The sequence below is a fragment of the Citrobacter sp. A316 genome, assembly GCF_002042945.1.
GTDB classification, from domain to species: Bacteria; Pseudomonadota; Gammaproteobacteria; order Enterobacterales; family Enterobacteriaceae; genus Citrobacter; species Citrobacter portucalensis.
The window spans coordinates 135,498-158,781 of record NZ_MVFZ01000005.1; the positions used below are offsets into that span (position 1 = coordinate 135,498).

Genomic DNA, 23,284 nt, shown 5'->3' on the forward strand with positions numbered 1-23,284 from the left:
TAACCAGACCGAGCAGTAAGTGAGAGCACAATGTCAAACAAACCCTTTCATTATCAGCATCCTTTCCCCCTCAAAAAGGATGATACCGAATACTATCTGCTGACCAGCGACTATGTCTCTGTTGCCGAATTTGAAGGGCAGGAGATTGTTAAAGTTGCACCGCAAGCCTTAACCCTGTTGGCTCGTCAGGCCTTCCATGATGCGTCGTTTATGCTGCGTCCCGCACATCAACTGCAGGTAGCCGATATTCTGCGCGACCCGGAAGCCAGCGAAAACGACAAGTATGTGGCTCTGCAATTTCTGCGTAACTCTGACATCGCGGCAAAAGGCATTTTGCCGACCTGTCAGGACACCGGAACCGCGATTATTGTGGGTAAAAAAGGTCAGCGTGTCTGGACCGGAGGGGGCGATGAGGAGGCGCTGGCTCGTGGTGTGTATAACACCTATATCGAAGACAACCTGCGCTATTCACAAAACGCCGCGCTGGATATGTATAAAGAGGTGAACACCGGCACCAACCTGCCAGCACAGATCGATTTGTATACCGTCGACGGCGATGAATACAAATTCCTGTGCATTGCCAAAGGCGGTGGTTCGGCGAACAAAACCTATCTGTACCAGGAAACCAAAGCGCTGCTCACGCCGGGAAAATTAAAAAATTACCTGGTTGAGAAGATGCGTACGTTGGGCACTGCGGCTTGTCCGCCGTATCACATTGCGTTTGTGATCGGCGGAACGTCAGCGGAAGCTACGCTGAAAACGGTCAAACTGGCTTCTGCAAAATACTACGACGAACTGCCGACAGAAGGTAACGAACATGGTCAGGCATTCCGCGATGTGGAGCTGGAAAAAGAGCTGCTGATTGAGGCGCAGAATTTGGGACTGGGCGCGCAGTTTGGCGGGAAGTACTTCGCGCATGATATCCGCGTGATCCGCCTGCCGCGTCACGGTGCGTCGTGTCCGGTTGGTATGGGCGTTTCTTGCTCAGCCGATCGAAATATCAAGGCCAAGATCAACCGTGAAGGTATCTGGATTGAAAAACTGGAGCACAATCCTGGTAAATATATACCAGAAGAGTTGCGCCAGGCGGGAGAGGGTGAAGCGGTGCGTATTGACCTCAATCGTCCGATGAAAGAGATTCTGGCTCAGCTTTCTCAGTATCCGGTTTCCACGCGTCTGTCGCTCAACGGTACAATTATCGTTGGCCGTGACATTGCGCATGCGAAACTGAAAGAACGTCTGGATAACGGCGAAAGTTTGCCGCAGTATGTTAAAGATCACCCGATCTATTACGCAGGTCCGGCAAAAACGCCGGAAGGCTATGCTTCGGGTTCGCTGGGGCCAACCACTGCCGGACGTATGGACTCGTATGTTGATCAGCTTCAGGCTGCTGGTGGGAGCATGATTATGCTGGCGAAAGGTAATCGCAGCCAGCAGGTGACCGACGCCTGCCATAAGCATGGCGGCTTCTATTTAGGCAGTATTGGCGGCCCCGCAGCGGTACTGGCTCAGGGCAGCATCAAGAGTCTGGAGTGCGTGGAATACCCGGAACTCGGGATGGAAGCCATCTGGAAAATTGAAGTGGAAGATTTCCCGGCGTTTATCCTGGTAGATGACAAAGGCAACGATTTCTTCAAGCAAATTCAGACGTCGCAGTGCGCACGCTGCGTTAAGTAACGTCAGCCGCCCTTCGGGGCGGTTTTTTTTACCGCACGAACCACCAAACGACAGCTTTAACCTCGTTAATACTCATAAGACCAATGCAAATGGGCAATGTCGAAACATAACCTAATCAACTGTTAATGTAAGGAGCAGGTAATGGTAACGGTACGCCGCGAGAATGATTCAATGGGAGCGATTGATGTTCCTGCCGATAAGCTTTGGGGCGCGCAAACCCAACGTTCGCTGGAGCATTTTCGTATCTCTACGGAGAAAATGCCGGTCTCGCTGATCCATGCGCTGGCGCTGACGAAACGCGCTGCGGCAAAGGTTAACCAGGATCTGGGGCTGCTGGCGGAGGATAAAGCCAGGGCTATTATGCAGGCTGCAGATGAGGTGTTGGCAGATAAACACCGCGATGAGTTTCCGCTAGCCATCTGGCAAACCGGCTCAGGCACGCAAAGCAATATGAACATGAACGAGGTATTGGCAAACCGAGCCAGCGAATTGCTGGGCGGCGTGCGGGGGATGGAGCGAAAAGTACACCCCAACGATGATGTTAATAAAAGCCAAAGCTCGAACGATGTCTTCCCGACAGCAATGCACGTTGCAGCGCTGCTGACGCTGCGTAAATCTTTGATCCCACAATTAAATGTGTTAACCAAAACGCTCAGTGATAAGTCCCACGCTTTCGCCGATATCGTTAAAATTGGTCGTACACATCTGCAAGATGCAACTCCACTTACACTTGGCCAGGAGATTTCCGGCTGGGTAGCAATGCTTGAACATAACCTCAGACACATTGAAAACAGTTTACCGCATGTGGCAGAACTGGCGTTGGGGGGAACCGCGGTAGGTACCGGACTGAATACTCATCCCGAATACGCCCGCCGGGTTGCGGATGAACTGCGGGTCATTACCTGCGCGCCGTTCGTTACCGCTCCGAATAAATTTGAAGCGCTGGCCACCTGCGATGCTCTGGTTCATGCCCACGGAGCGCTAAAAGGACTGGCAGCGTCGCTGATGAAAATCGCCAACGATGTACGCTGGCTGGCATCCGGCCCGCGTTGCGGTATTGGCGAAATTTCAATTCCGGAAAACGAACCGGGCAGCTCAATCATGCCGGGCAAGGTCAATCCAACCCAGTGCGAAGCGCTGACCATGTTGTGCTGTCAGGTAATGGGCAATGATGTCGCCATCAATATGGGCGGGGCGTCAGGTAATTTTGAGCTCAACGTTTACCGACCGATGGTCATCCACAACTTCCTGCAGTCGGTACGCCTGCTGGCGGACGGAATGGAAAGCTTCAATGAGCATTGCGCGACGGGAATCGAGCCCAACCGTGAACGAATAGATCAACTGCTCAATGAGTCGCTGATGCTGGTGACCGCGCTCAACACCCATATCGGTTACGATAAAGCGGCTGAAATTGCCAAAAAAGCGCATAAAGAGGGGCTAACGCTAAAAGCCTCCGCTCTGGCGCTGGGATATCTAACCGAAGCGGAGTTCGACAGCTGGGTACGTCCGGAGTTGATGGTTGGCAGCATGCGGCCAGGCAGTTAATCCGCAACGTACAGGTGCAGCCGGGGAATAATCAATCTCAACGGCTGCGCCTGAGGTTTAAAACGATGTTGAACGTTATCGGCATCGTAATTCAGTAACTCGCCGATATCCGGTACGGTCATTCCGTTGTCGTTGTTAAGCAGAGCAATCAGAGGCGTCGGGCAGGCATATTGCACCTGTTTTTGCTCTCCTTTGTACCAGACGCGGGCAATAGGCTGTACTTTTACCGGCCTTTTAATTTTCAGGCGGGCCTGCTGCGGTAAGGCGGCGATATCCTGATATTCGCGTTCAAGCTTCGCCTGCCACTCTTCACGTGTCCAGGGATGTACGCTGCGCGGTGACGTCAGGCTTTTTTCCAGTTGCTGCAGTACTTCATCGCGTTTCAGGTTTTTAATGATGTGCTTATTAGCCCAGCCGAATCGCAGGGTGGCAGGATCTCTGACAACGGTGAGCGTGCGATAGGCATTCAGTGTAATAAGCCCCGGCAGGTGGCGATGCACCCATTCGAAACGTGCTGCCGGCGCCAGCCCTGATTCCACTGTAACAATGCGCTCGAAGGTGGTTTTCAACTGGTTTATACGCTGGATTTGTTCTTCCAGAGCACATTGCGCCGCGTTATCAACCTGATAGCACAATACACCCGGTAGGCGGACGGCCGCTTTGCTGCTGCGGTTTTCGGACTGTTGCTGAATAAACAGGTGACGGTAATGGCGCAGTGCCAGCGCTTCAGCCTCTTTGCCTAAATGCTGCTTAACATCAATGCTCTGCAGAGGGGCATGCTCTGCCTCTTTGACCACTTCCGGTAACGAGAATACGCGGGCAATCAGCAGCGTCTGCTGCAACAGGTTTTCGTTCAGAAGCGCCAGTTCTTGTTCCATCTGGCGAAAGGTGCCGTTCAGGCGGTCGACGAGATCGTAACGGGCCATAGATTTACCATTTTAGTTACAACATACTTTTTTATAGCACAACATCCACCGCCTGACCACCGAGCAGAATAGGTCAGGCAGCTGAAATTTCAGGAATGTTATGCCAGACGGGCCAACGGAAAGTAAACCGGGCGCCGCCAAGTTCACTTTCATCGCAGACGACCGTTCCGCCCATAGCCAAAGCAATTGAGTGGACGATGGCTAACCCAAGCCCGCAACCGCCGGTTGCCCGGTCACGGCTGGGATCAAGGCGTACAAACGGTTCAAAAACCTGTTCGCGAGCGTCTGGCGCAATGCCGGGGCCGTCGTCTTCCACTACCAGTGTGGCTTGATTGCCGTCCAGTAGCAGGCTGGCTTGCACTGTAGACTGGCAATAGCGCAGGGCATTATTCAGCAAATTATCCAGGACCCGCTCCATCAGGCGCATATCCAGCGCGCCATAGTTGCCAGTTTCGAGGTGACGTAGGCGCACCGTACGGGCAGGATTCACGCTTTGCACATCCTCCAGATGGGTTGTCAACCAAACAGGCAGGTCCGGTACGCTGAGTTTCAGTTCATTTTGCGGGCGATCCAGGCGGGCGTAGGTCAGTAACTCTTCGATCAACGCTTCCAGTTGGCCGATATCACGATTCAGCGCCTGAGATTCCTGCTCGGTGAGGTTATCACTCATTTCCAGCCGGTAACGTAAACGTACCAGCGGGGTACGAAGCTCATGGGCAATACCATCGATGAGCTGTTTTTTACTGGCGATCAGCGCATTGATGTTGTCGGCCATTTGGTTAAACGCCACGCCCAGGCGCTCAAAGCTGGAACCGCTGTCAAAATGCAGGCGTTCACTCAGATGTCCTTCACCAAAACGTTGTGCGGCGGATTCGAGTCTAAGCATTTCCTGCCAGTGCGGACGCATCCAGATCAGTACCGGGAAGGCCAGTGAGATAGCAATAAACGCCATCAGTGCGATGTCCAGCAAGCGCATTTGATGAAGAAAATAGAGATAGGGAACCGGGCCGACGGCCAGCACGTAATGGCTGCGAGGAATGCGTTGAATAAAGGTGTATTGATCGTCAAGTGCCACAATATCGCCTTCGCGCAAACGCTGCATGGTTGGGGCATCCAGTGTGTACTTATTCAGCGGTTCAACGCGAAGGTCAAATGAGAGGTTTAAATCCATCTCTTTCAGTGTCTTACCCCAGTCGCGTGGCGGGATTTCGCGTAGTTCACTGCGCATCAGGTACAACGAGCTTTTCATCAAATCGTCGAGCGACTGTCTCCCTGCGCGTTCTGCGGTGAATTTGTATACCAGACCGACCAACAGGGTCATCACCAAAAAGCAGACAAACAGCAGGAGGTAAAACTGCACAAACAGTTTTTTCATAAAAAATCACCGAACGCTCAATAAGTTAGCGAGTGCACGTGTCCCTCAGGGGCAAAGTGGGCACAGCGGTATCCGCCGATGCGTGGGTTCAGAAGGTTATCTGATCACCATCTGGCGCGTTTATCCAGGCAGAGTACACTGTATAACTCTTTTCTGCATTCTTATGGCCGCTACGATCGTGTAATGACCTTTCGCGGGATCACGCATGGGCTACTACGCGATAAGTTAATCAAAATCGGGATGGGGTTGTTCTGGCGTATGTCACGACCGCACCTAAAAGGTTACTTCGTTTCTCAACGTAGATTGTGTCGTTATATTCGTAGTTACCTTCTGGATAGCAAATTCTGATGTTAGTCCCGAGATCCGGATCGTCAACATCAGCCCCCGAACAACTCTTAGAACTTCCTGTAGCATAGGTGTATGGGGCGGTATAGGACGAGGGGACACCCGGAATGAACCAGGTTATCGCCATAACTGTGATCACTGAAAAAAGCACCATGGCAATGCTGATGCTACCAAATAATTTCAGATAAGTTTGGAAGGGACTTTTTTTCATTATCCCATTACCTACCAGAAATAGGGTAATTAAAAATGACACTGCCAGAGAAATAAGCATGAGGTATTTGGATGTGAGCGGGTAGAGAAAAGTCGCACTGTATATCGTTACCTTCCACCAGTAAAAGAGAAAAAATACACCGAGAAATGAGACGGTAACAAAAAACAAATATGGATATGAGTATTTTCTCATCCTTGTGACTCCAGAACAATTTCTCCATTTGGGTTTAATAAATTACCATTTGTTCTGAATAATGAAAACGGCTCTCTTGTTTGAATTGTTAGGTACGCCGCAGACCAGAGAATTCGCGCTATTTCTGAGGGTGATAGCCATAATAATAAAGGGGATATCCTCACCCGTGGCACGGATGACTGACCTTGCGTATAATGCGTGCCGATACTTCCTGAAAAGTGCTGTGACTGAAAATATGAATCTCAATCGCTGGTGTTATTCGCTACTCATTTTCGCAGCGGTCGGCTGCATTTTCACCACTCACCCTCTTGTTATATGGTTTCTGCTCGCCAACATACTGACGCTGCTGTTATACGGCGTGGACAAAATGGCGGCACGCAAGGACTGGCGTAGAGTGCCGGAATCCACATTGCTGATGTTTGGCGTTGTAGGCGGGTGGGGTGGAGCGATTGCGGGTCAACAAATCTTTCGCCATAAAACACAAAAGCAGCCTTTCAAAACCTACTTTATAATCAGTGTGATAGTGAGTATATCTGTAATGGGCGTGGTTTATCAGTTTTATCCATTTTTACCTTCCTAAGAATGATTGGTGAATAAACTGCCGGTTTACCTGAGGCAGGAAATATACTTTTCACCTGAACGGCGCACAATTTCATCGGCATTTTGCGTAATATCTTTTCCCTCAAATGCGCCGTAAAGTTGCTTAAATTTCACTGTGCTCAGGCGTTGAGTGATGTCGCTGACGGTGGCGGCTGGCAACGGTAACATATTGGGGTAACTCCACATAAATGAAACTGCATGCGCACCAGGCGTCACCTGGACGATGTCGCCGGAAAGCACCACGCCTTCGTCACGCGCCCAGTGCAGGACGCAGCCGCCAGCAAAGTGTCCGCCGAGACGTATCACCGTGACGCTACGGGTTAACTCAATGGTGTCGCCATCCCAGAATCGAATCCACGGGCTGTCGCGCATTACCCACCTTCTGTCGCTGGCGTGAAGGTAAATCGGCGCGTTAAATTCCGCAGCCCAGTCCTGCATGGTGGTGTAGTAATGAGGATGCGATATCGCGATAGCCTTAAGCCCGCCAAGGGACGTTATTAGCGTTTTTGTGGCATCGTCAAGCGTGGCAATGCAGTCCCAAAGAATATTTCCTTCTGGGGTACGCACAAGAAACGCGCGCTGATCAATTGCAAAATCAGGAACGGTGCGGATGCTAAGGAGAGTACTGTCGTGTTGCTTCCATTTATTTGTATGTGATGCACACAGGGTGTCAAAATCGATCCATGTCTGCCCGTTCGTGGGGACATATTGACGTTCATCCTCGCAGATATCGCAATGTTCCGGGTGGGCGCCAGTTACCTCATAGGATGTTCCACAGGTTTTGCATAACGTGATCATCGTTTCCCCCTCATTTACTGAACACAGTCAGCATGGCACATAGCTACACAAGGATGTGCCTGTTAGTGCTCTACCCGGTAAGTCAGTGGTGATGGAAGTGGGTGGTTGTGGCTCAACCAAAAGAAAACAGGAATAATGCCGACACGGATTCGTTTTATTACCATCTTCCAGAGAAAAAATGAGGATATTGTTTGGAAAATCGTCTGTTCAACACCTGGCTCAACCGTTGGGGACTCACTCAAGATGGTGAACCGTTTGAAACGCACACATCGCAACTTTTGCCTGTGGTGGTGGCCAAGGACGGTCAGAAAGCCATACTTAAGATCACCGACGATGACAGTGAACGGATCGGCTGTGAACTCATGGTCTGGTGGAACGGAAATGGCGCAGCGAAAGTACTTGCTCATGCAGCAGGGGTGATTCTGCTGGAACGTGCGACAGGGACAGGGTCTTTAGCGGACATGTCCTGGACTGGCAACGATGCGCAGGCCTGTCGCATTATTTGCCATGCTGCCAGTAGACTCCATCTCACCCGAAATGCGTCTACGCCTGCGTTAACACCTCTTCATCATTGGTTTCGCGATCTGGCTCCTGCCGCGAAAAAGCATGGTGGTATCCTGACGCGTTGTGCTGCGGTGGCAAACATACTGCTATCTTCACCCCACGATGAAGTCGTATTACACGGCGACCTACACCACAGCAATATTCTTGATTTCGGAACGAGAGGATGGCTGGCTATCGATCCTAAAGGGCTGGTGGGCGAGCGCGGTTTTGATTTCGCCAATATTTTTACTAACCCCGATCTTGCCGAACCCACCAGATATGTCGCCATTCTGCCGGAAAGATTCACGCAACGAGTCAACATTGTGTCTGAAATCGCCCGCATTGAACGGCAGCGTTTACTGATGTGGATTGTTGCCTGGTGTGGGTTGTCGTCCGTCTGGTTTCTGCAAGAGGGTGACAGCGCAACGGTGCCTCTGCGTATTGCGGAGCTAGCGATAGCGGAACTTGCTTCAGGTGGTAATCAACTTTGATCTACGACACTGGGTTAGTAATTCTTAAGAGTTATCATTAGCCTGGTAAACGTTGTATTAATCAATCAATGAACGGCGGTATGGTGTGTTGTTTAGCTCAAATTTAGTTGGCGGGAAACAATGAACGCATTGTTTTCATTATTAAAAAAACGCCCGAATATTCTTTTGTTGATGGTTTTACTCATCGGGGCAAACATCGTGGCGTGGCTGTGGGCTTTCACCGCGTTTAGCAACAACACTTCGTTGCTGGCACTGAGTCTGATTGCGTGGTGCTATGGTTTGCGCCATGCCGTAGATGCCGATCATATCGCCGCGATAGACAGCGCTACGCGTAAACTCATGCAGCAGAAAAAACGTGCCCTGACGACGGGGGCCTGGTTTTCTCTGGGACACTCCACCATTGTGGTGCTGGCGAGCATTGGCATTGCGCTGACTACCAGCGTGTTTAAGCAACATATGGCATGGTTTCAGAATGTCGGCGGTCTGATAGGAACTACGGTCTCTGCCGTATTTTTGCTGATTCTGGCTACCATTAATCTCATTATTTTCTGCCAGGTCTGGAAGGCATTCCGCTATCTTAAACGCACCGGTACTTACGATGGCACCACGGAAGACATTACAGTTTCAGGCCCTCTGAACTGGCTTTTCCGCTCAGCGTTTCGGCTGGTAGGTAAAGACTGGCATATGTATTTTGTCGGCTTTCTGTTTGGTTTGGGTTTTGATACCGCTACTGAAATTTCTCTGTTGGGAATTTCTGCTTCAAGCGCGTCCAGCGGCATGTCGGTTTGGTCAATTCTCGTGTTCCCGGCGCTGTTTACCTGCGGTATGGCGTTAATTGATTGTCTCGACAGTATTCTGATGGTTGAGGCCTACGGATGGGCGTTCAATAAGCCGCAACGCAAGCTCTATTACAATATGACCATTACCGGGACTTCCGTGATTGTTGCGCTATTTATCGGCGGACTGGAGGCGCTGGGGCTTCTCTCTGACGCGTTTTCGCTCCAGGGTGGTTTGTGGGATACCGTCAGCGATTTGAGTGACCATATGGGGAATGTCGGATTTGCGATTATTGGCGTCTTTATCGGCTGCTGGATTATCTCCGCCGTAAACTACCGTTGGAAAAAATACGACGGACTGACGTTTAGTTGACACAAAAGAAAGCCTTCCAGGAACAGGAAGGCTTTGATCTTTTTAGGACTGACTAATTCGCGTTCACGGGTTGTGGTTTTTCAGCACTCTTTTTCAGGAGCCTGTTAGCCAGCACGCCAGACATCATCGAACCGTTCACGTTTAATGCCGTTCTGGCCATATCGACGACAGGCTCGATAGCAATGAAAATCCCCACCAGCGCGACCGGGAAGTTCAGCGTTGAAAGGACGATCAGCGCAGCAAATGTTCCGCCACCGCCTACACCCGCCACCCCAATAGAACCCAGCGCAATCGCAGGTAGCATGGCGAGCAAAAAATGTACTGATAGCGGATCAATCCCAATTGTTGGAGCAATCATCGCCACCATAATAGCCGGATAGATCCCGGCACAGCCGTTTTGACCCATGCTGGAGCCGAATGAAGCTGCAATATTAGCAATGGTGTTTTGCACGCCAAATTTTTCTTGTGCGGAAATAGCCAGTGGAATCGATGCGGCACTGCTGCGTGAAACAAATGCAAAGGTTAAAACTGGCCAGACAGTTTTAAAATAGTGAACGGGATTATTACCGCTCAGAACCAGTATCAGTGCGTGGACGATAAACATCATCAGAATCGCAAGGTAACAGGCAGCAATAAAGCCTAACAGACTGGCAAATTGTTCAAATCGATACGCGGAAAATACGCCTGCCATTAATGCCATCACACCATAAGGGGTGAGGGCAATAACGATACGCACCATTTTCATCACCCAAATCTGGATAGCGTTAATGCCAGCACTTAATTTTTCACCTTCTTGCGGGGCGTCTTGTTTGACCTTTAATAATGCCACGCCGGCAAGCAGGGTGAAGATAACAATGCCAATGACGGAAACGCTTCTGGCTCCTGTTAGATCGAGGAAGATATTCGTTGGGATCAGAGATGTAACCAGTTTAGGCAGTGAAATGGCGGCAGTTTTACTCACATCGTCTGCCGTCAGTGTGGACTGCATATGAACAAATGCACTGGCGTCCAGACCTAATACATGCGCAGTCAACAGCCCAATAAAACCGGCAATCATTACCAGACAGAGCATGCATCCGACGATGGTTAACGACATTTTCCCAATGCCAGCGCTGTTTTCGAGCTTATTAATGGCTGAGAGAATAGAGATGAAAATCAGCGGAACCGCAACCAGCTTCAGTAAATTAACATAACCGTTGCCGATAACATTATACCAGTCGATAACTGTTTTACTTTCGTCAGCAGCAATGAGATGCAGGGATAAGCCGATAACGGCACCCATAAAAATAGCGATGAAGACGCTTTTTGAAAGAGAGTGACTTTTTTGGTTGATTCTAAAAATCGCCCATGAACAAACCAAAAAGAACGCGATATACGCGAGCGTTACGAACATATTGTAGCCTCTTGCCTCATTCAGCACCTGAAATGCCGGAAAGAGTTTTGTTAGTGCGAAAAAACCTATGAACCATAAGGGTTCAGGACCGCGACGGATTATAGGGAGGGGGGAGGGCTACAGCCACACAAAAAGTGTGGAACGGCGTCGGATGGCGTTTATATGCCTGTTCTGTAGACGATTTTACGTGACAGTGTAACGGATCCAGCCGACCAATGAGATCGGCCCGGTAACATTACTTCTGTGGCGCGTCGTCCCAGGCGTGCGGTGCGAACAGATAACCTTTGTTGCGTACCGTTTTGATTCGATAGGGTTCAGTCGCGTTATCAAGCAGTTTTTTGCGTAACCGGGAAATCGCGACATCGACGCTGCGGTCCATGCCGTCATAACTTACGCCACGCAGGTTCTTTAGCAACGCATCACGGTCCATAATCTGCCCGGCATGGGTTGCCAGCTCCCACAGTAATTCAAAATCAGCGGTGGAAAGAGAGATTTGCTCGCCGCCGAGCAGCACGGAGCGGTTGGTGGGATCGATAGAGAGTGTGCCAAAACGCAGCGTTGTGTGCGGAGTGATGGTTACCGCCTGAATGCCTTTAGACTGGACTGAGTGTTCATTCTGTCGCAGGTGCAGGCGCAGGCGAGCCAGCAGCACAGCGGGTGGCGTTGTCTTCAGGATATAATCACAGGCGCCCATTTCCAGCGCCAGGATATGGTTCATGTCGCTGTCCAGCGAGGTGAGCAGGACAATCGGGCCTTGCCATCGCCCGCGTAAATCGCGGCAGATAGTCATCCCGTCTTTTCCCGGCAGCATGATATCTAATAACACCAGATCGGGTTGAACTTGCAGGATTTTCTCCTCGGCCAAATCACCACGAGATTCAAGGATAACCTCAATATCATGCCGGGCCAGATAGGCTGCAATCAGTGAGCCAACTTCGGGATCATCTTCAACAAATACGATGGTGTTCATATCATTCATTTTGAATATAAAACGCCAACATACACCGACCAGGTTTTTCCTTCCATTAATCTTTTCTAAACAAGAACGCTTCCGTTATGCTAGGGGCTGATGTTATTGGTGTGTTAAGGCAGAGTGATGGGACTCGTTATAAAAGCGGCGCTCGGTGCGCTGGTGGTGGTGTTGATTGGTTTGCTGGCGAAAACAAAGAATTACTATATTGCTGGATTAATTCCACTTTTCCCGACGTTTGCGTTGATTGCCCACTATATCGTGGCCAGTGAACGAGGGATCGAGGCGTTACGTACAACCATTGTATTCAGCATGTGGTCGATTATTCCCTATTTTGTCTACCTTGTTTCACTGTGGTATTTCACCGGGTTTATGCGCTTACCCGTCGCGCTCGGCGGTGCAGTAGTGTGCTGGAGCCTGAGCGCGTGGTTGCTGATCTTTTGTTGGATCAAACTGCACTAACGCAGATGACGCCCGCCATCAAGGGCAAAACTACGTCCGGTGACAAAACAGCTGGTCAACAGATAGTCAATTAAATCAATGACCTCTTTTTCACCTGGCGCGGTTTTCATCAGTGATTTGTTCAGTGCCTGCTGGCGATACTCTGCATCGTCACCCTCGTTAAACAGGATAAGCGAGGGGGCAATCGCATTCACTTTCACTTCCGGTGCCAGTTTGCGCGCGAACGAGCGGGTCATATTATCCAGCGCGGCTTTGCTGGCAGCATAAGCAATGTGCTTGTCGCTGCCACGCTCCACAACATAGTCCGTGAAATGGATGATGTCGCTGGCTGCGTGCCCATGACCGCGTAGCAATCCTTCCAGCGCGTGGTTGAGCAGGTAGGGCGTATTGACGTGGATCTGCATCATGCGTGACAGTACTTCACTAAGCGGTGTGCCGGGTGTTTCGGCGACCCAGGCGCTGGCATTATGCACAATGGCGCGCAAGCCATCCGTCTGTGCTTTGACCTCATCAGCAAAGGCCAGCACACCTTCATCCGTGGAAAAGTCAGCCGGGATACAAATCGCCCCCGCTTCTCGCAGGCCGTCAATGGCAGGATAGTGAGTACGGTAGCTGACAATAACTGGCTGTTTTTGATTCAGAAAGTGCCATGCGACGGCGAGGCCGATACGACGACCACCTCCGGTGATAAGAATTGGCAAAGGGTGTTTTTTACCCATCGTAATCTCCATATGTCGCGAACGATGGGTATAACGTTACCCCATCAGCATCCAGGTAGCCGGCACCGCAGCAACAAGCAGCAGGCCGATCAGCGCCATCTCCTGGCGTTTTAATACGTTTTCATGCGTGTGCGTTTTACGGGCATAAAGGAAGACCAACAGCCCTGGCGCATACAACACCACAGACAGCAGTAGGTACATCGGACCTGACGCATACAATAACCATATGCCATAAAGACTCGCGCCGATACCGACAGCCTTATGAATCGGACGGGTGGCAATTTTTAACAGAAATGCGCCGACCAGCAAATAGGGCACCAGAATCATCTCTGAGGCGATAGTCAGTAACGTATTGTAGTCGGAACCCGTGAGCCAGATCAGCACAAGGCAGATTTGTACACAGATGTTGGTTAGCCACAGCGATGCCGATGGCGCACCCTGTGCATTCTGTCGTGCAAAAATACGCGGAAATGCTTTGTGCGTGGAGGCGAGGAACGGTACTTCCGCCGCCATAATCGTCCAGCTTAAATAGGCACCGCATACGGAAACAATCAGACCCGCGGCAATAATAATTTCGCCCCATGGCCCCATCATTTTAACCATCAGACCGGCCATTGATGGATTGCGGATCTCCGCCAGTTCTGGCCGCGCGACAACGCCGAGAGATAGCAAGGTGACTAACAGGTAAACGCCCAGTGCGGCGAGTACAGCCAGCAACGTGGCGCGACCAACATCGCGTTTGTTTCTGGCGCGGGCAGATACCACCACCGCGCCTTCCACACCGATGAAAACCCACAGGGTAATGAGCATGGTGTTTTTGACCTGCTCCCAGACAGGCACACCTAACGCGACGCCGGTGAAATCAAGAGTAAAGGTGTCGAGCTTAAACAGCATGAACGCCAGCACGATAAACAGGCCCAGCGGCAGTAGTTTTGCCAGAGTAGCGACCAGGTTAATGCTGGCCGCGGTTTGTACTCCCCGCAACACCAGAAAATGGACTACCCATAACAGTACCGATGCGCCGACAATCGACTGCCAGGTATTACCGTCGCCAAACAGACGTAATTCTGGTGTGTCGGTAAAGAAACTGAGCGCAGAGAAAACGATGACCAGATACGAAACGTTAGCGATAACAGCGCACAGCCAATATCCCCACGCGGAGCAGAAGCCAATCAGTTCGCCGAAACCTTCACGCGCATAAGTAAAGATACCGCCATCCAGTTCAGGACGGATACGCGTCAGGATCAGCATGGCAAAGGCGAGCAAAAGGATACCCGCACCGGTAATCGCCCAACCAATCAGTAATGCAGCCGGGCTGGCTACTGCCGCCATATTTTGTGGCAGGCTGAAAACGCCAGCGCCGAGCATTGAGCTTAAAACCAGCGCGGTCAGTGCGCTCAGACCCAATTTCTTTTCCATTTGTATCCAGTTACAAAAACGAGAGTGAGAGAATAATTATTTTGGCAAACCGCATAAAAATGGTGAAAGCCACTAAGGCGCGGGATTTTACGGAGAGAAGAGAACGCATGCAATGGGGATAGAGAGATTTGTGACTAATAGTGTGAAAAGTTGTCTTAATACTGCTGTTTTTGTTTTGCCTGGGAACTGAAACGCGGAAAATTATCAGGTCTACAAGGGCTGTAGACCTGATAAGGCATTGGGTATTACTTATACAGATCGGCGCTGATCGTCACGTTGTTACCACGTTCTGACCACTGGCGGGTAATGTGATAGTACTTCGCACCTTTCTTCGCTGCGCGTTTTGCTACCTGATAAGAAACTTCCGTCATGTTGCCGTAGTTACCGGTGAACTTGATGCTGTCGAACGGTACCATCATGGCGGCGGTCGCTTTGTTCAGTTCTTCAACTTTGGTGCCATCCGGAAGCGTGACAGTGTAACGTCCGCCTTTGGTGGATTGCGTTTCGAAGAAGCGTCCGACTTCAGCACTCGGAGAAGCGGTAGTTGCTACGCCTGGGATCTCAACTTTCTTCGCGGCTTCGCCACCTGCTGCTAATGCGGCACGACCAGCATCTGAATCTGCAGGGATCGCATCAGGGCTTTGAACAACGCGTTTTTTCGCATCAGCTTTATAGATGAATGCAGTGATACGCTGGTTGCCGCCCTGGTTGGCATCGACCTGACGCACGATATAGAAGGAGTAAGCGCCTTTCTCTTTCGCTGCTTTGGTGATGGCATCGTTTACTTCAGGCTGGCTACGGTAGAAACCCTGTACCGTTACGGTGTCGTAAGGTTCTATCAGAACGGCCTGGTCTTTAGGCAATTCCATAACGCCGTTAATGACACGGTTTTTTGACGCTTCCGCTTTTTCAGCGTCGGCTTTATAGACGTCGGCAACAACGCGCCAGTTACCGCCGCTGCCAAAATCTGAGGTATCAACAACATAAAAGGAGGCTGCACCGTCTTTATCTGCACGGCGTGAAACGGCAGCAACCGCGTCACCGATAGCATTAAAACGGCCGGTGACCACAATGCGGTCATAGGGTTTCAGGGCAGCCGCTTGCTCCGGCGTCAATTCTGTCGCTGCATTTACAGAAAAAGCAGTCGCAGAAATAAGTGCGGACGCCAGGAGAGTGTTCTTAAGCTTCATAAAAATAATCCTTCGCCTTGCGCAAACCAGGTACTGGTATTGTTATTGACTAGAAACGTCGCTGATTATTGCATTTAAATTGCGTCAGTGTCTGCGTCAATTTTCACTCATCGTGCCACCTGGCGTAACAACATCGATAACATTTTGTGATATGCCGAAAATTTCGGCGTTTGGTGACCAAAACTGATAAAGCAGTTGAATTTCATAAGTTAATTTAATGTTAATTAATTGTTTTTAGCAGGTGGGTAATCATGTTTTGCCGCTTCGCTTGAGCGAATTATCAGCCTTTGTGGGCTATTTTTAGGGCATTTTATCTGTCTGAGGTTCGATTCATCTCTATTTCGCGAATTTCATAATAAATACTGTTTTTTGGCGCTAGATCACAGGCGTCATTTTCAGTAGGTTATACAGAGTTTGTTACTGTTTTATTTTATTGAGGTAACACTGACCTCTCTCGAGAGTGCGCGCATGCCTCGTGCGAACATTGATAAACCATCATCATAATTACAGATGGAAGGGAACATTATGCGAATTGGCATACCAAGAGAACGGTTAACCAATGAAACCCGCGTAGCAGCCACGCCGAAGACCGTTGAGCAGCTGCTTAAACTGGGTTTCAGCGTCGCGGTTGAAAGCGGTGCAGGTCAACTGGCGAGTTTTGACGATAAAGCGTTTGTACAAGCAGGCGCAGAGATTGTTGATGGAAATGCAGTCTGGCAGTCAGAGATCATCCTGAAGGTCAATGCGCCGGAGGAGGCGGAAATTCCGTTACTCAATCCGGGCACGACGCTGGTGAGTTTTCTTTGGCCCGCGCAAAACCCTGAACTGTTGCAAAAGCTTGCAGAGCGCAACGTGACAGTTATGGCGATGGACTCCGTGCCGCGTATTTCACGCGCACAGTCGCTGGATGCCTTAAGCTCGATGGCGAACATCGCCGGGTATCGCGCTATTGTTGAAGCCGCCCATGAATTCGGTCGTTTCTTCACTGGCCAGATCACCGCCGCAGGCAAGGTTCCACCTGCCAAGGTCATGGTGATTGGTGCGGGTGTGGCAGGTCTTGCGGCAATCGGTGCGGCAAACAGCCTGGGCGCTATCGTGCGTGCTTTTGATACCCGTCCGGAAGTGAAGGAACAAGTGCAGAGTATGGGCGCAGAGTTCCTTGAACTGGACTTTAAAGAAGAAGCGGGCAGCGGCGATGGCTATGCCAAAGTGATGTCCGAAGCGTTCATCAAAGCCGAAATGGAACTCTTCGCTGCGCAGGCGAAAGACGTCGACATTATCGTTACCACTGCGCTGATCCCGGGCAAACCGGCCCCGAAACTGATCACCCGTGAAATGGTTGATTCGATGAAAGCGGGCAGCGTGATTGTCGATCTTGCCGCGCAAAACGGTGGTAACTGCGAATATACCGTGCCTAATCAGGTGACCACCACCGAGAACGGGGTGAAGGTTATCGGTTATACCGATCTGCCTGGCCGTCTGCCAACGCAATCTTCCCAATTGTACGGCACGAACCTCGTCAACCTGCTCAAACTGTTGTGCAAAGAGAAAGACGGCAATATCACTGTCGATTTTGACGACGTGGTTGTGCGTGGTGTCACGGTAGTTCGTGATGGTGAAATAACCTGGCCTGCGCCGCCTATCCAGGTTTCTGCTCAGCCGCAGGCTGCGCCAAAAGCCGCACCTGCGCCGAAAGAAGAGAAAAAACCTGTCTCTCCGTGGCGCAAATATGCGCTGATGGCGCTGGTAGTGATTTTGTTTGGCTGGCTCGCCGACGTCGCACCGAAAGAGTTCCTTGGTCACTTTACGGTGTTCGCGCTTTCCTGCGTGGTGGGTTACTACGTGGTCTGGAATGTGTCACATGCGTTGCATACTCCGCTGATGTCAGTAACTAACGCCATCTCGGGGATTATCGTGGTTGGGGCGTTATTGCAAATTGGCCAGGGTGGCTGGGTGAGTTTCCTGAGCTTTATCGCGGTGCTTATTGCCAGCATTAATATTTTCGGTGGCTTCACCGTGACTCAGCGCATGCTGAAAATGTTCCGGAAAAACTAAGGGGTAACATATGTCTGGAGGATTAGTTACAGCTGCATACATTGTTGCCGCGATCCTGTTTATTTTTAGTCTGGCGGGGCTTTCGAAACACGAAACCTCTCAGCAGGGTAACAACTACGGTATCGCCGGGATGGCGATTGCGCTGATTGCTACGATTTTTGGTCCGGATACCGGCAACGTTGCGTGGATCCTGGTAGCGATGATCATCGGCGGCGCGATTGGTATTCGTTTGGCGAAGAAAGTCGAAATGACCGAGATGCCGGAGCTGGTGGCAATTCTGCACAGCTTCGTCGGTCTGGCTGCGGTACTGGTGGGTTTCAACAGCTACCTGTATCACGATACGGGCCTGGAGCCGATTCTGGTGAACATTCACCTGACGGAAGTGTTCCTGGGTATCTTCATCGGTGCGGTAACCTTTACCGGTTCTGTGGTGGCCTTTGGCAAACTGCGCGGCAAGATCTCCTCTAAACCGCTGATGCTGCCGAATCGTCACAAAATGAACCTGGCGGCGCTGGTTGTTTCTTTCCTGCTGCTGGTGGTGTTTGTCCGTACCGAAAGCGTGGGCCTGCAGGTTCTGGCACTGCTGGTGATGACCATTATTGCACTGGCCTTTGGCTGGCATCTGGTGGCTTCCATCGGCGGTGCGGATATGCCGGTCGTCGTTTCAATGCTTAACTCCTATTCAGGATGGGCGGCAGCGGCGGCGGGCTTTATGCTGAGCAACGATCTGCTGATCGTTACCGGTGCGCTGGTCGGTTCTTCTGGTGCGATCCTGTCTTACATTATGTGTAAGGCGATGAACCGTTCATTCTTCAGCGTTATTGCGGGCGGCTTTGGTTCTGACGGTTCTTCTACCGGGTCTGATGAAGAAGTGGGTGAACATCGTGAGATTACTGCGGAAGACACAGCAGAAATGCTGAAGAACTCGCACTCCGTGATCATCACCCCAGGCTACGGCATGGCAGTGGCTCAGGCACAGTATCCGGTCGCGGAAATCACTGAGAAACTGCGCGCGCGCGGCATCAAAGTGCGTTTTGGTATTCACCCGGTAGCAGGGCGCTTGCCAGGTCATATGAACGTGCTGCTGGCGGAAGCCAAAGTACCTTATGACATCGTGCTGGAAATGGATGAGATCAATGATGATTTCGCCGATACCGATACCGTGCTGGTTATTGGCGCCAACGATACGGTAAACCCGGCAGCGCAGGATGACCCGCGCAGCCCGATCGCCGGTATGCCGGTGCTGGAAGTGTGGAAAGCGCAGAACGTCATTGTGTTCAAACGTTCAATGAACACCGGCTATGCAGGTGTGCAGAACCCGCTGTTCTTTAAAGATAACACCCATATGCTGTTTGGTGATGCCAAAGCCAGCGTGGATGCGATCCTGAAAGCGCTGTAATTGCCAGTAAAAGTAAGACGGCCTCTGCGGAGGCCGTTTTTTTAAACATCCAGTTTACGCTGGGTGACCCATTCCACACGAGCCGGATCGCGATGCGAGAAGAACGCGCTGGTTCCGCTGTCCATCGCGGCAATTCGCGTCATCTCTTCCGCCGTTAGGGCAAAGTCCAGCACCTGAATATTCTCGGCCATCCGCGTTTTACGCACGGTTTTCGCCAGCGAGATAATCCCACGCTGATAAATCCAACGCAGCACGACCTGACCAACGCTTTTGCCATATTTTTCACCAATAGCCGCTAAGACCGGGTTCTGAAACAGGTCATTGCGTCCCTCGGCAAACGGTGCCCAGGCTTGCGGCTGAATGTTCCGGCTCTGCATCCAGGCGACGGCATGCGGCTGCTGATGAAAAGGATTCACCTCAATCTGGTTAACGGCTGGAATAATGCGATTGAAAGCCATTAAATCCGCCAGACGATCCGGATGAAAATTACTCACGCCAATCGCGCGGATTTTCCCTTCTTCATATAATTCTTCCATCGCGCGCCAGGCACCGTGCACATCGCCATAGGGCTGATGAATCAAATAAAGGTCAATATAATCCAGTTGAAGCCGTTGCAGAGAACGTGCGAATTGCGCCTTGGCGCCTGCATAGTTGGTATCCTGTAACCACAGTTTGGTAGTCACAAAAAGCGCCTCACGGGGGACTCCGCTTTGCTTAAGTGCATTGCCGACCTGAGTTTCATTCTGGTAGGAGGCAGCGGTATCAATCAGGCGATAGCCTGTGTCAATGGCATCACGTACGGCTTGCTCACATTCGCTGGCATCGGTCATTTGATAAACGCCAAATCCGAGCAGGGGCATCTCAACACCGTTATTCAGAACTGTTGTATTCATAGAGGTCTCCCGAGCATCATCGTTGTATTGGCTGCAGATTAGCAAATCTGTGTTGATACGATTAGTCTGTGAAATTCGCATGAACCTATGAGTAGTATTCATTTCTGGCAGGATATTATTGGAAGTGCATCACAGAATAAGACGCATATGATTTCACTATTCATGATTGCAATTCATAAACTCATGCTGTTTTAACCGTCTAATCGCAGCAATACGTTGTAGATATACTGCGACCTGACTTTTTAGAACATGACAGGGCACTATGCGTACACGTGAACATGCCTCGCCGGTAGCCACCGCAAGCCATACCGGTCTTACTTTTATTTTGATCCTCAGTGGCCTGATGGCCTTTACATCGCTTTCTACCGATATTTATCTTCCAGCAATGCCGACGATGGCCGAGGATTTACATGGCAATGTTGAGCTGACGATCACCGGTTTCTTAATTGGTTTTACTATTGCACAGTTGATTTGGGGGCCGATTAGCGATCATATGGGGCGGCGTAAGCCGCTGTTTATCGGCATGGTGCTATTTATCATTGGTTCCGCAGGGTGTGCGCTGTCTACAAGTATTACGCAAATTGTTTTCTGGCGGGTGTTTCAGGCGCTTGGTGCCTGTACCGGGCCTATGCTGGCGCGAGCGATGATCCGCGATCTCTTTGCTCGTACCCGTGCGGCGCAAATGCTCTCGACCCTGGTGTTGGTGATGGCGATTGCGCCAATCGCCGGGCCATTGATTGGCGGGCAAATTATTCGCCTGAGCACCTGGCACTCTATTTTTTGGCTGCTGGTGGTGATTGGTGCGCTGATGTTTATCTCCTTAAACTGGCTGCCCGAAACATTGCCGGAAGAGAAGCGGGTGAAAGCCTCTTTAGCTGGTGCATTTCGTAATTACCGTTCGTTGTTAACCAATGGGCGTTTTATGCGCTATACCCTGAGCCTGACGTTTTATTACGTCGGTGCGTATGCGTTTATTACCGGGTCACCGTTTGTTTATATTAGCTATTACCATGTTGATCCACAGCATTACGGCTGGTTGTTTGCGCTAAACATTGTCGGCGTTATGGCGATGAGCGTGGTAAATCGTCGTCTGGTACAGCGGCACCCTCTGGAACAACTGCTGAAGTATGCGACGATGCTGGCGGCGTTGGCTGCTGTTGTGCTTGCGCTGCTGGTTAAGCTGGAATCAGGTGGCGTCATTGCGATTATCGTCACCGTTTTCCTGTTTTTCTCAATGAATGGCATTATTGCCGCGACGTCGACTGCCGCTGCGCTGGATGCGGTACCGAACATTGCGGGTTCAGCTTCGGCGCTTATTGGCGCGTTACAATATGGCAGCGGTATTATTTCATCGTTACTGCTGGCCGCCTTCAGTGATGGCACGCCCTGGACTATGGCGTGGATAATAGCGCTATTTACGCTGTTAAGCGCTGTTTTGGCTTTCCGCGTGAAACGATAAAGGAAATGCCCCGCGATGGCGGGGCGAAAACTCATTCTTTATTCAGATCGCTAAGCAGTACGGCAATGCTTTGACCGCCGTTGGTTTGTTCAAGCGCGATTTTCACGATGATGGTCAGCGGCACAGAAAGCAGCATCCCCACGGGACCGAGCAACCAGCCCCAGAAGATCAACGACAGAAACACTACCAGCGTGGACAGCCCCAGCCCGCGGCCCATGATCCGAGGTTCGAGGATATTTCCGAATACCAGGTTGATCACCAGATAGCCTGCCAAAACCACCAGCGCATCGTAAAGGCCGCTGAATGCCAGCACCTGAGCAATAGGGGGAATGGCTGCCAATACCGAACCGATATTAGGGATGTAGTTCAGGGCGAAGGCCAGTAATCCCCAGACAAAGGCGAAGCGCACATCCAATGCAGCAAGCATGCCCCAGGCGACCAACCCGGTCACAATGCTGATTGCCGTTTTAAGCACCAGATAGTGAGAGACGCTGTCGATGGCGCGTTGAATCGCCGCCATACCTTCAATGGGGCGGCTCATCATTTGTTTGAGTTTGTTGGGCAATTGCGGTACTTCCAGCAGCATAAAAACGACAGTCAGTAGCAGTAAAAATATCGATGACATGGCATTTGAAAGCTGCGCCAGCAAATTGGTCACCAGCGTCATTGCCGCGTTTGGATCGATATATTTGACGAGCTCGTCCACGGAAACGCCGATCCCTGCGCGTTGTAACCATGGTTCAAGATTTTTCAGTGGGATAACCAGTGAAGAGCGATATTGCGGTAGCGTACGCGCAAGTTCATTTAAGGATGTACCTAAATACGCCAACAGCAGCACCATTAGCATGACAATAATAACGATAAGCAATGACACCGCAAATACGCGAGGTATGCGAAGCTTGACCATCCGCTGCACCATGGGGTTTAGCACAACGGCTATAAATAACGCCAGAATAAAGGGGACGATGATATCTGCGGCAAAGCGAATACCACTCAGGATGATAACCAGCATGCCCAGCATAATGACTATTTTTAGACCGTTAAGCGTGATGATCGGTTTCGCCATGTGTATTCCCGCATTTTTTATTTTTGAATCTGCATAATAATGTGATTTGCGTCGAGCCGTTATAACAAAAATCAAATGGGGCAGGTAAAGAAGTGAAAAGACTTTGAGTTCGTCTTGAAGCTATGATACAAATCATCTGTGTTTAACTACCGAGGACAATTATCATCCGCGATGATGAGAAGCAACACTGCGGATAATTGTAATATTATGGACAATATGTTCAGGATGTTTTTGCGTTTACCTACACTTCTTCGTACCTCCTCCACTTTCTTGCTTGCGGGTGAGCAACACTGGCGCAACGCGCTTTAGTCCCTTCTTCTGCCTGAGCTGGCGCTGTGCGCTGAGCTAACTGATTCTATTTTTTGGTTTACTGCATGCAGTAGGCCCAAAGGACTATATTCTCAAGC

20 protein-coding genes are annotated in these 23,284 nt (G+C 50.7%); 9 read left to right on the forward strand and 11 right to left on the reverse strand.

The features are described 5' to 3' along the window. The first annotated feature begins 30 nt into the window (after nucleotides 1-30). Entirely contained in the window at nucleotides 31-1,677 is a 1,647-nt protein-coding gene (fumB, locus tag BZK41_RS08195; protein WP_079937824.1) for a class I fumarate hydratase, read from the forward strand. A gap of 141 nt (nucleotides 1,678-1,818) precedes the next feature. Then, entirely contained in the window at nucleotides 1,819-3,222 is a 1,404-nt protein-coding gene (gene fumC / locus BZK41_RS08200) for a class II fumarate hydratase (protein WP_079937825.1), read from the forward strand. On the opposite strand, the gene tus is transcribed toward fumC, so the two are convergent. The 3 genes from tus to BZK41_RS27730 form a co-directional block, all read right to left on the reverse strand. Next, nucleotides 3,219-4,148, reverse strand: coding sequence for a DNA replication terminus site-binding protein (gene tus, locus BZK41_RS08205; protein WP_079937826.1), 930 nt, complete (start codon nucleotides 4,146-4,148; stop codon nucleotides 3,219-3,221). The genes fumC and tus overlap by 4 nt on opposite strands. A 73-nt stretch (nucleotides 4,149-4,221) precedes the next feature. Continuing rightward, nucleotides 4,222-5,523, reverse strand: a complete 1,302-nt coding sequence (gene rstB, locus BZK41_RS08210; protein WP_079937827.1) for a two-component system sensor histidine kinase RstB — start codon at nucleotides 5,521-5,523, stop codon at nucleotides 4,222-4,224. Between the two features lie 229 nt (nucleotides 5,524-5,752). Further along, a complete protein-coding gene (locus BZK41_RS27730) occupies nucleotides 5,753-6,271 on the reverse strand; it encodes a hypothetical protein (protein ID WP_079937828.1) in 519 nt (172 codons plus the stop codon). 235 nt (nucleotides 6,272-6,506) lie between these two features. On the opposite strand from BZK41_RS27730, the gene BZK41_RS08220 reads away from it, so the two are divergent. Then, a complete protein-coding gene (locus BZK41_RS08220; RefSeq protein ID WP_079937914.1) occupies nucleotides 6,507-6,851 on the forward strand; it encodes a DUF1294 domain-containing protein in 345 nt (114 codons plus the stop codon). Nucleotides 6,852-6,877: 26 nt separating this feature from the next. On the opposite strand, the gene BZK41_RS08225 is transcribed toward BZK41_RS08220, so the two are convergent. Then, a complete protein-coding gene (locus tag BZK41_RS08225; RefSeq protein ID WP_079937829.1) occupies nucleotides 6,878-7,669 on the reverse strand; it encodes an MBL fold metallo-hydrolase in 792 nt (263 codons plus the stop codon). Nucleotides 7,670-7,860: 191 nt separating this feature from the next. On the opposite strand from BZK41_RS08225, the gene BZK41_RS08230 reads away from it, so the two are divergent. Next, nucleotides 7,861-8,703: an aminoglycoside phosphotransferase family protein gene (locus BZK41_RS08230; protein WP_079937830.1), complete on the forward strand. Its 843-nt coding sequence runs from the start codon at nucleotides 7,861-7,863 to the stop codon at nucleotides 8,701-8,703. Between the two features lie 120 nt (nucleotides 8,704-8,823). Next, entirely contained in the window at nucleotides 8,824-9,852 is a 1,029-nt protein-coding gene (locus tag BZK41_RS08235; protein ID WP_079937831.1) for a HoxN/HupN/NixA family nickel/cobalt transporter, read from the forward strand. Nucleotides 9,853-9,904: 52 nt separating this feature from the next. Here the strand turns inward: BZK41_RS08235 and BZK41_RS08240 are convergent, their stop codons facing one another. Together BZK41_RS08240 and rstA are read right to left on the reverse strand one after the other, a co-directional pair. Continuing rightward, nucleotides 9,905-11,245, reverse strand: a complete 1,341-nt coding sequence (locus BZK41_RS08240) for an L-cystine transporter (RefSeq protein WP_079937832.1) — start codon at nucleotides 11,243-11,245, stop codon at nucleotides 9,905-9,907. Between the two features lie 235 nt (nucleotides 11,246-11,480). Next, entirely contained in the window at nucleotides 11,481-12,224 is a 744-nt protein-coding gene (gene rstA, locus BZK41_RS08245; RefSeq protein WP_079937833.1) for a two-component system response regulator RstA, read from the reverse strand. A 117-nt stretch (nucleotides 12,225-12,341) separates the two neighbouring features. Between rstA and BZK41_RS08250 the strand changes: the two genes are divergently transcribed. Next, nucleotides 12,342-12,677 carry a GlpM family protein gene (locus BZK41_RS08250; RefSeq protein ID WP_003832844.1) on the forward strand — a complete coding sequence of 112 codons (336 nt, stop codon included), beginning with the start codon at nucleotides 12,342-12,344 and terminating at the stop codon, nucleotides 12,675-12,677. On the opposite strand, the gene folM is transcribed toward BZK41_RS08250, so the two are convergent. From folM to ydgH, 3 genes are all read right to left on the reverse strand, one after another. Then, complete coding sequence (gene folM / locus BZK41_RS08255) at nucleotides 12,674-13,396, reverse strand: dihydromonapterin reductase (RefSeq protein ID WP_079937834.1); 723 nt, start codon at nucleotides 13,394-13,396, stop codon at nucleotides 12,674-12,676. The genes BZK41_RS08250 and folM overlap by 4 nt on opposite strands. Nucleotides 13,397-13,432: 36 nt before the next feature. Then, entirely contained in the window at nucleotides 13,433-14,815 is a 1,383-nt protein-coding gene (locus tag BZK41_RS08260; RefSeq protein ID WP_079937835.1) for an amino acid permease, read from the reverse strand. A 245-nt stretch (nucleotides 14,816-15,060) separates the two neighbouring features. Beyond that, nucleotides 15,061-16,005, reverse strand: a complete 945-nt coding sequence (gene ydgH, locus BZK41_RS08265) for a DUF1471 family protein YdgH (RefSeq protein ID WP_079937836.1) — start codon at nucleotides 16,003-16,005, stop codon at nucleotides 15,061-15,063. A 525-nt stretch (nucleotides 16,006-16,530) separates the two neighbouring features. Between ydgH and pntA the strand changes: the two genes are divergently transcribed. Both pntA and pntB read left to right on the forward strand, forming a co-directional pair. Continuing rightward, on the forward strand, nucleotides 16,531-18,060 hold the full coding sequence (gene pntA, locus BZK41_RS08270; RefSeq protein WP_020996412.1) for a Re/Si-specific NAD(P)(+) transhydrogenase subunit alpha: 1,530 nt from the start codon (nucleotides 16,531-16,533) through the stop codon (nucleotides 18,058-18,060). Nucleotides 18,061-18,070: 10 nt separating this feature from the next. Beyond that, complete coding sequence (gene pntB / locus BZK41_RS08275; RefSeq protein WP_003832859.1) at nucleotides 18,071-19,459, forward strand: Re/Si-specific NAD(P)(+) transhydrogenase subunit beta; 1,389 nt, start codon at nucleotides 18,071-18,073, stop codon at nucleotides 19,457-19,459. Nucleotides 19,460-19,500: 41 nt separating this feature from the next. Here the strand turns inward: pntB and BZK41_RS08280 are convergent, their stop codons facing one another. Next, a complete protein-coding gene (locus tag BZK41_RS08280) occupies nucleotides 19,501-20,352 on the reverse strand; it encodes an aldo/keto reductase (protein WP_079937837.1) in 852 nt (283 codons plus the stop codon). A gap of 262 nt (nucleotides 20,353-20,614) precedes the next feature. On the opposite strand from BZK41_RS08280, the gene BZK41_RS08285 reads away from it, so the two are divergent. Beyond that, a complete protein-coding gene (locus tag BZK41_RS08285; RefSeq protein ID WP_079937838.1) occupies nucleotides 20,615-21,811 on the forward strand; it encodes a multidrug effflux MFS transporter in 1,197 nt (398 codons plus the stop codon). Nucleotides 21,812-21,842: 31 nt separating this feature from the next. Here the strand turns inward: BZK41_RS08285 and BZK41_RS08290 are convergent, their stop codons facing one another. Continuing rightward, nucleotides 21,843-22,877, reverse strand: coding sequence for an AI-2E family transporter (locus BZK41_RS08290; protein WP_079937839.1), 1,035 nt, complete (start codon nucleotides 22,875-22,877; stop codon nucleotides 21,843-21,845). Between the last annotated feature and the right edge of the window lie 407 nt (nucleotides 22,878-23,284).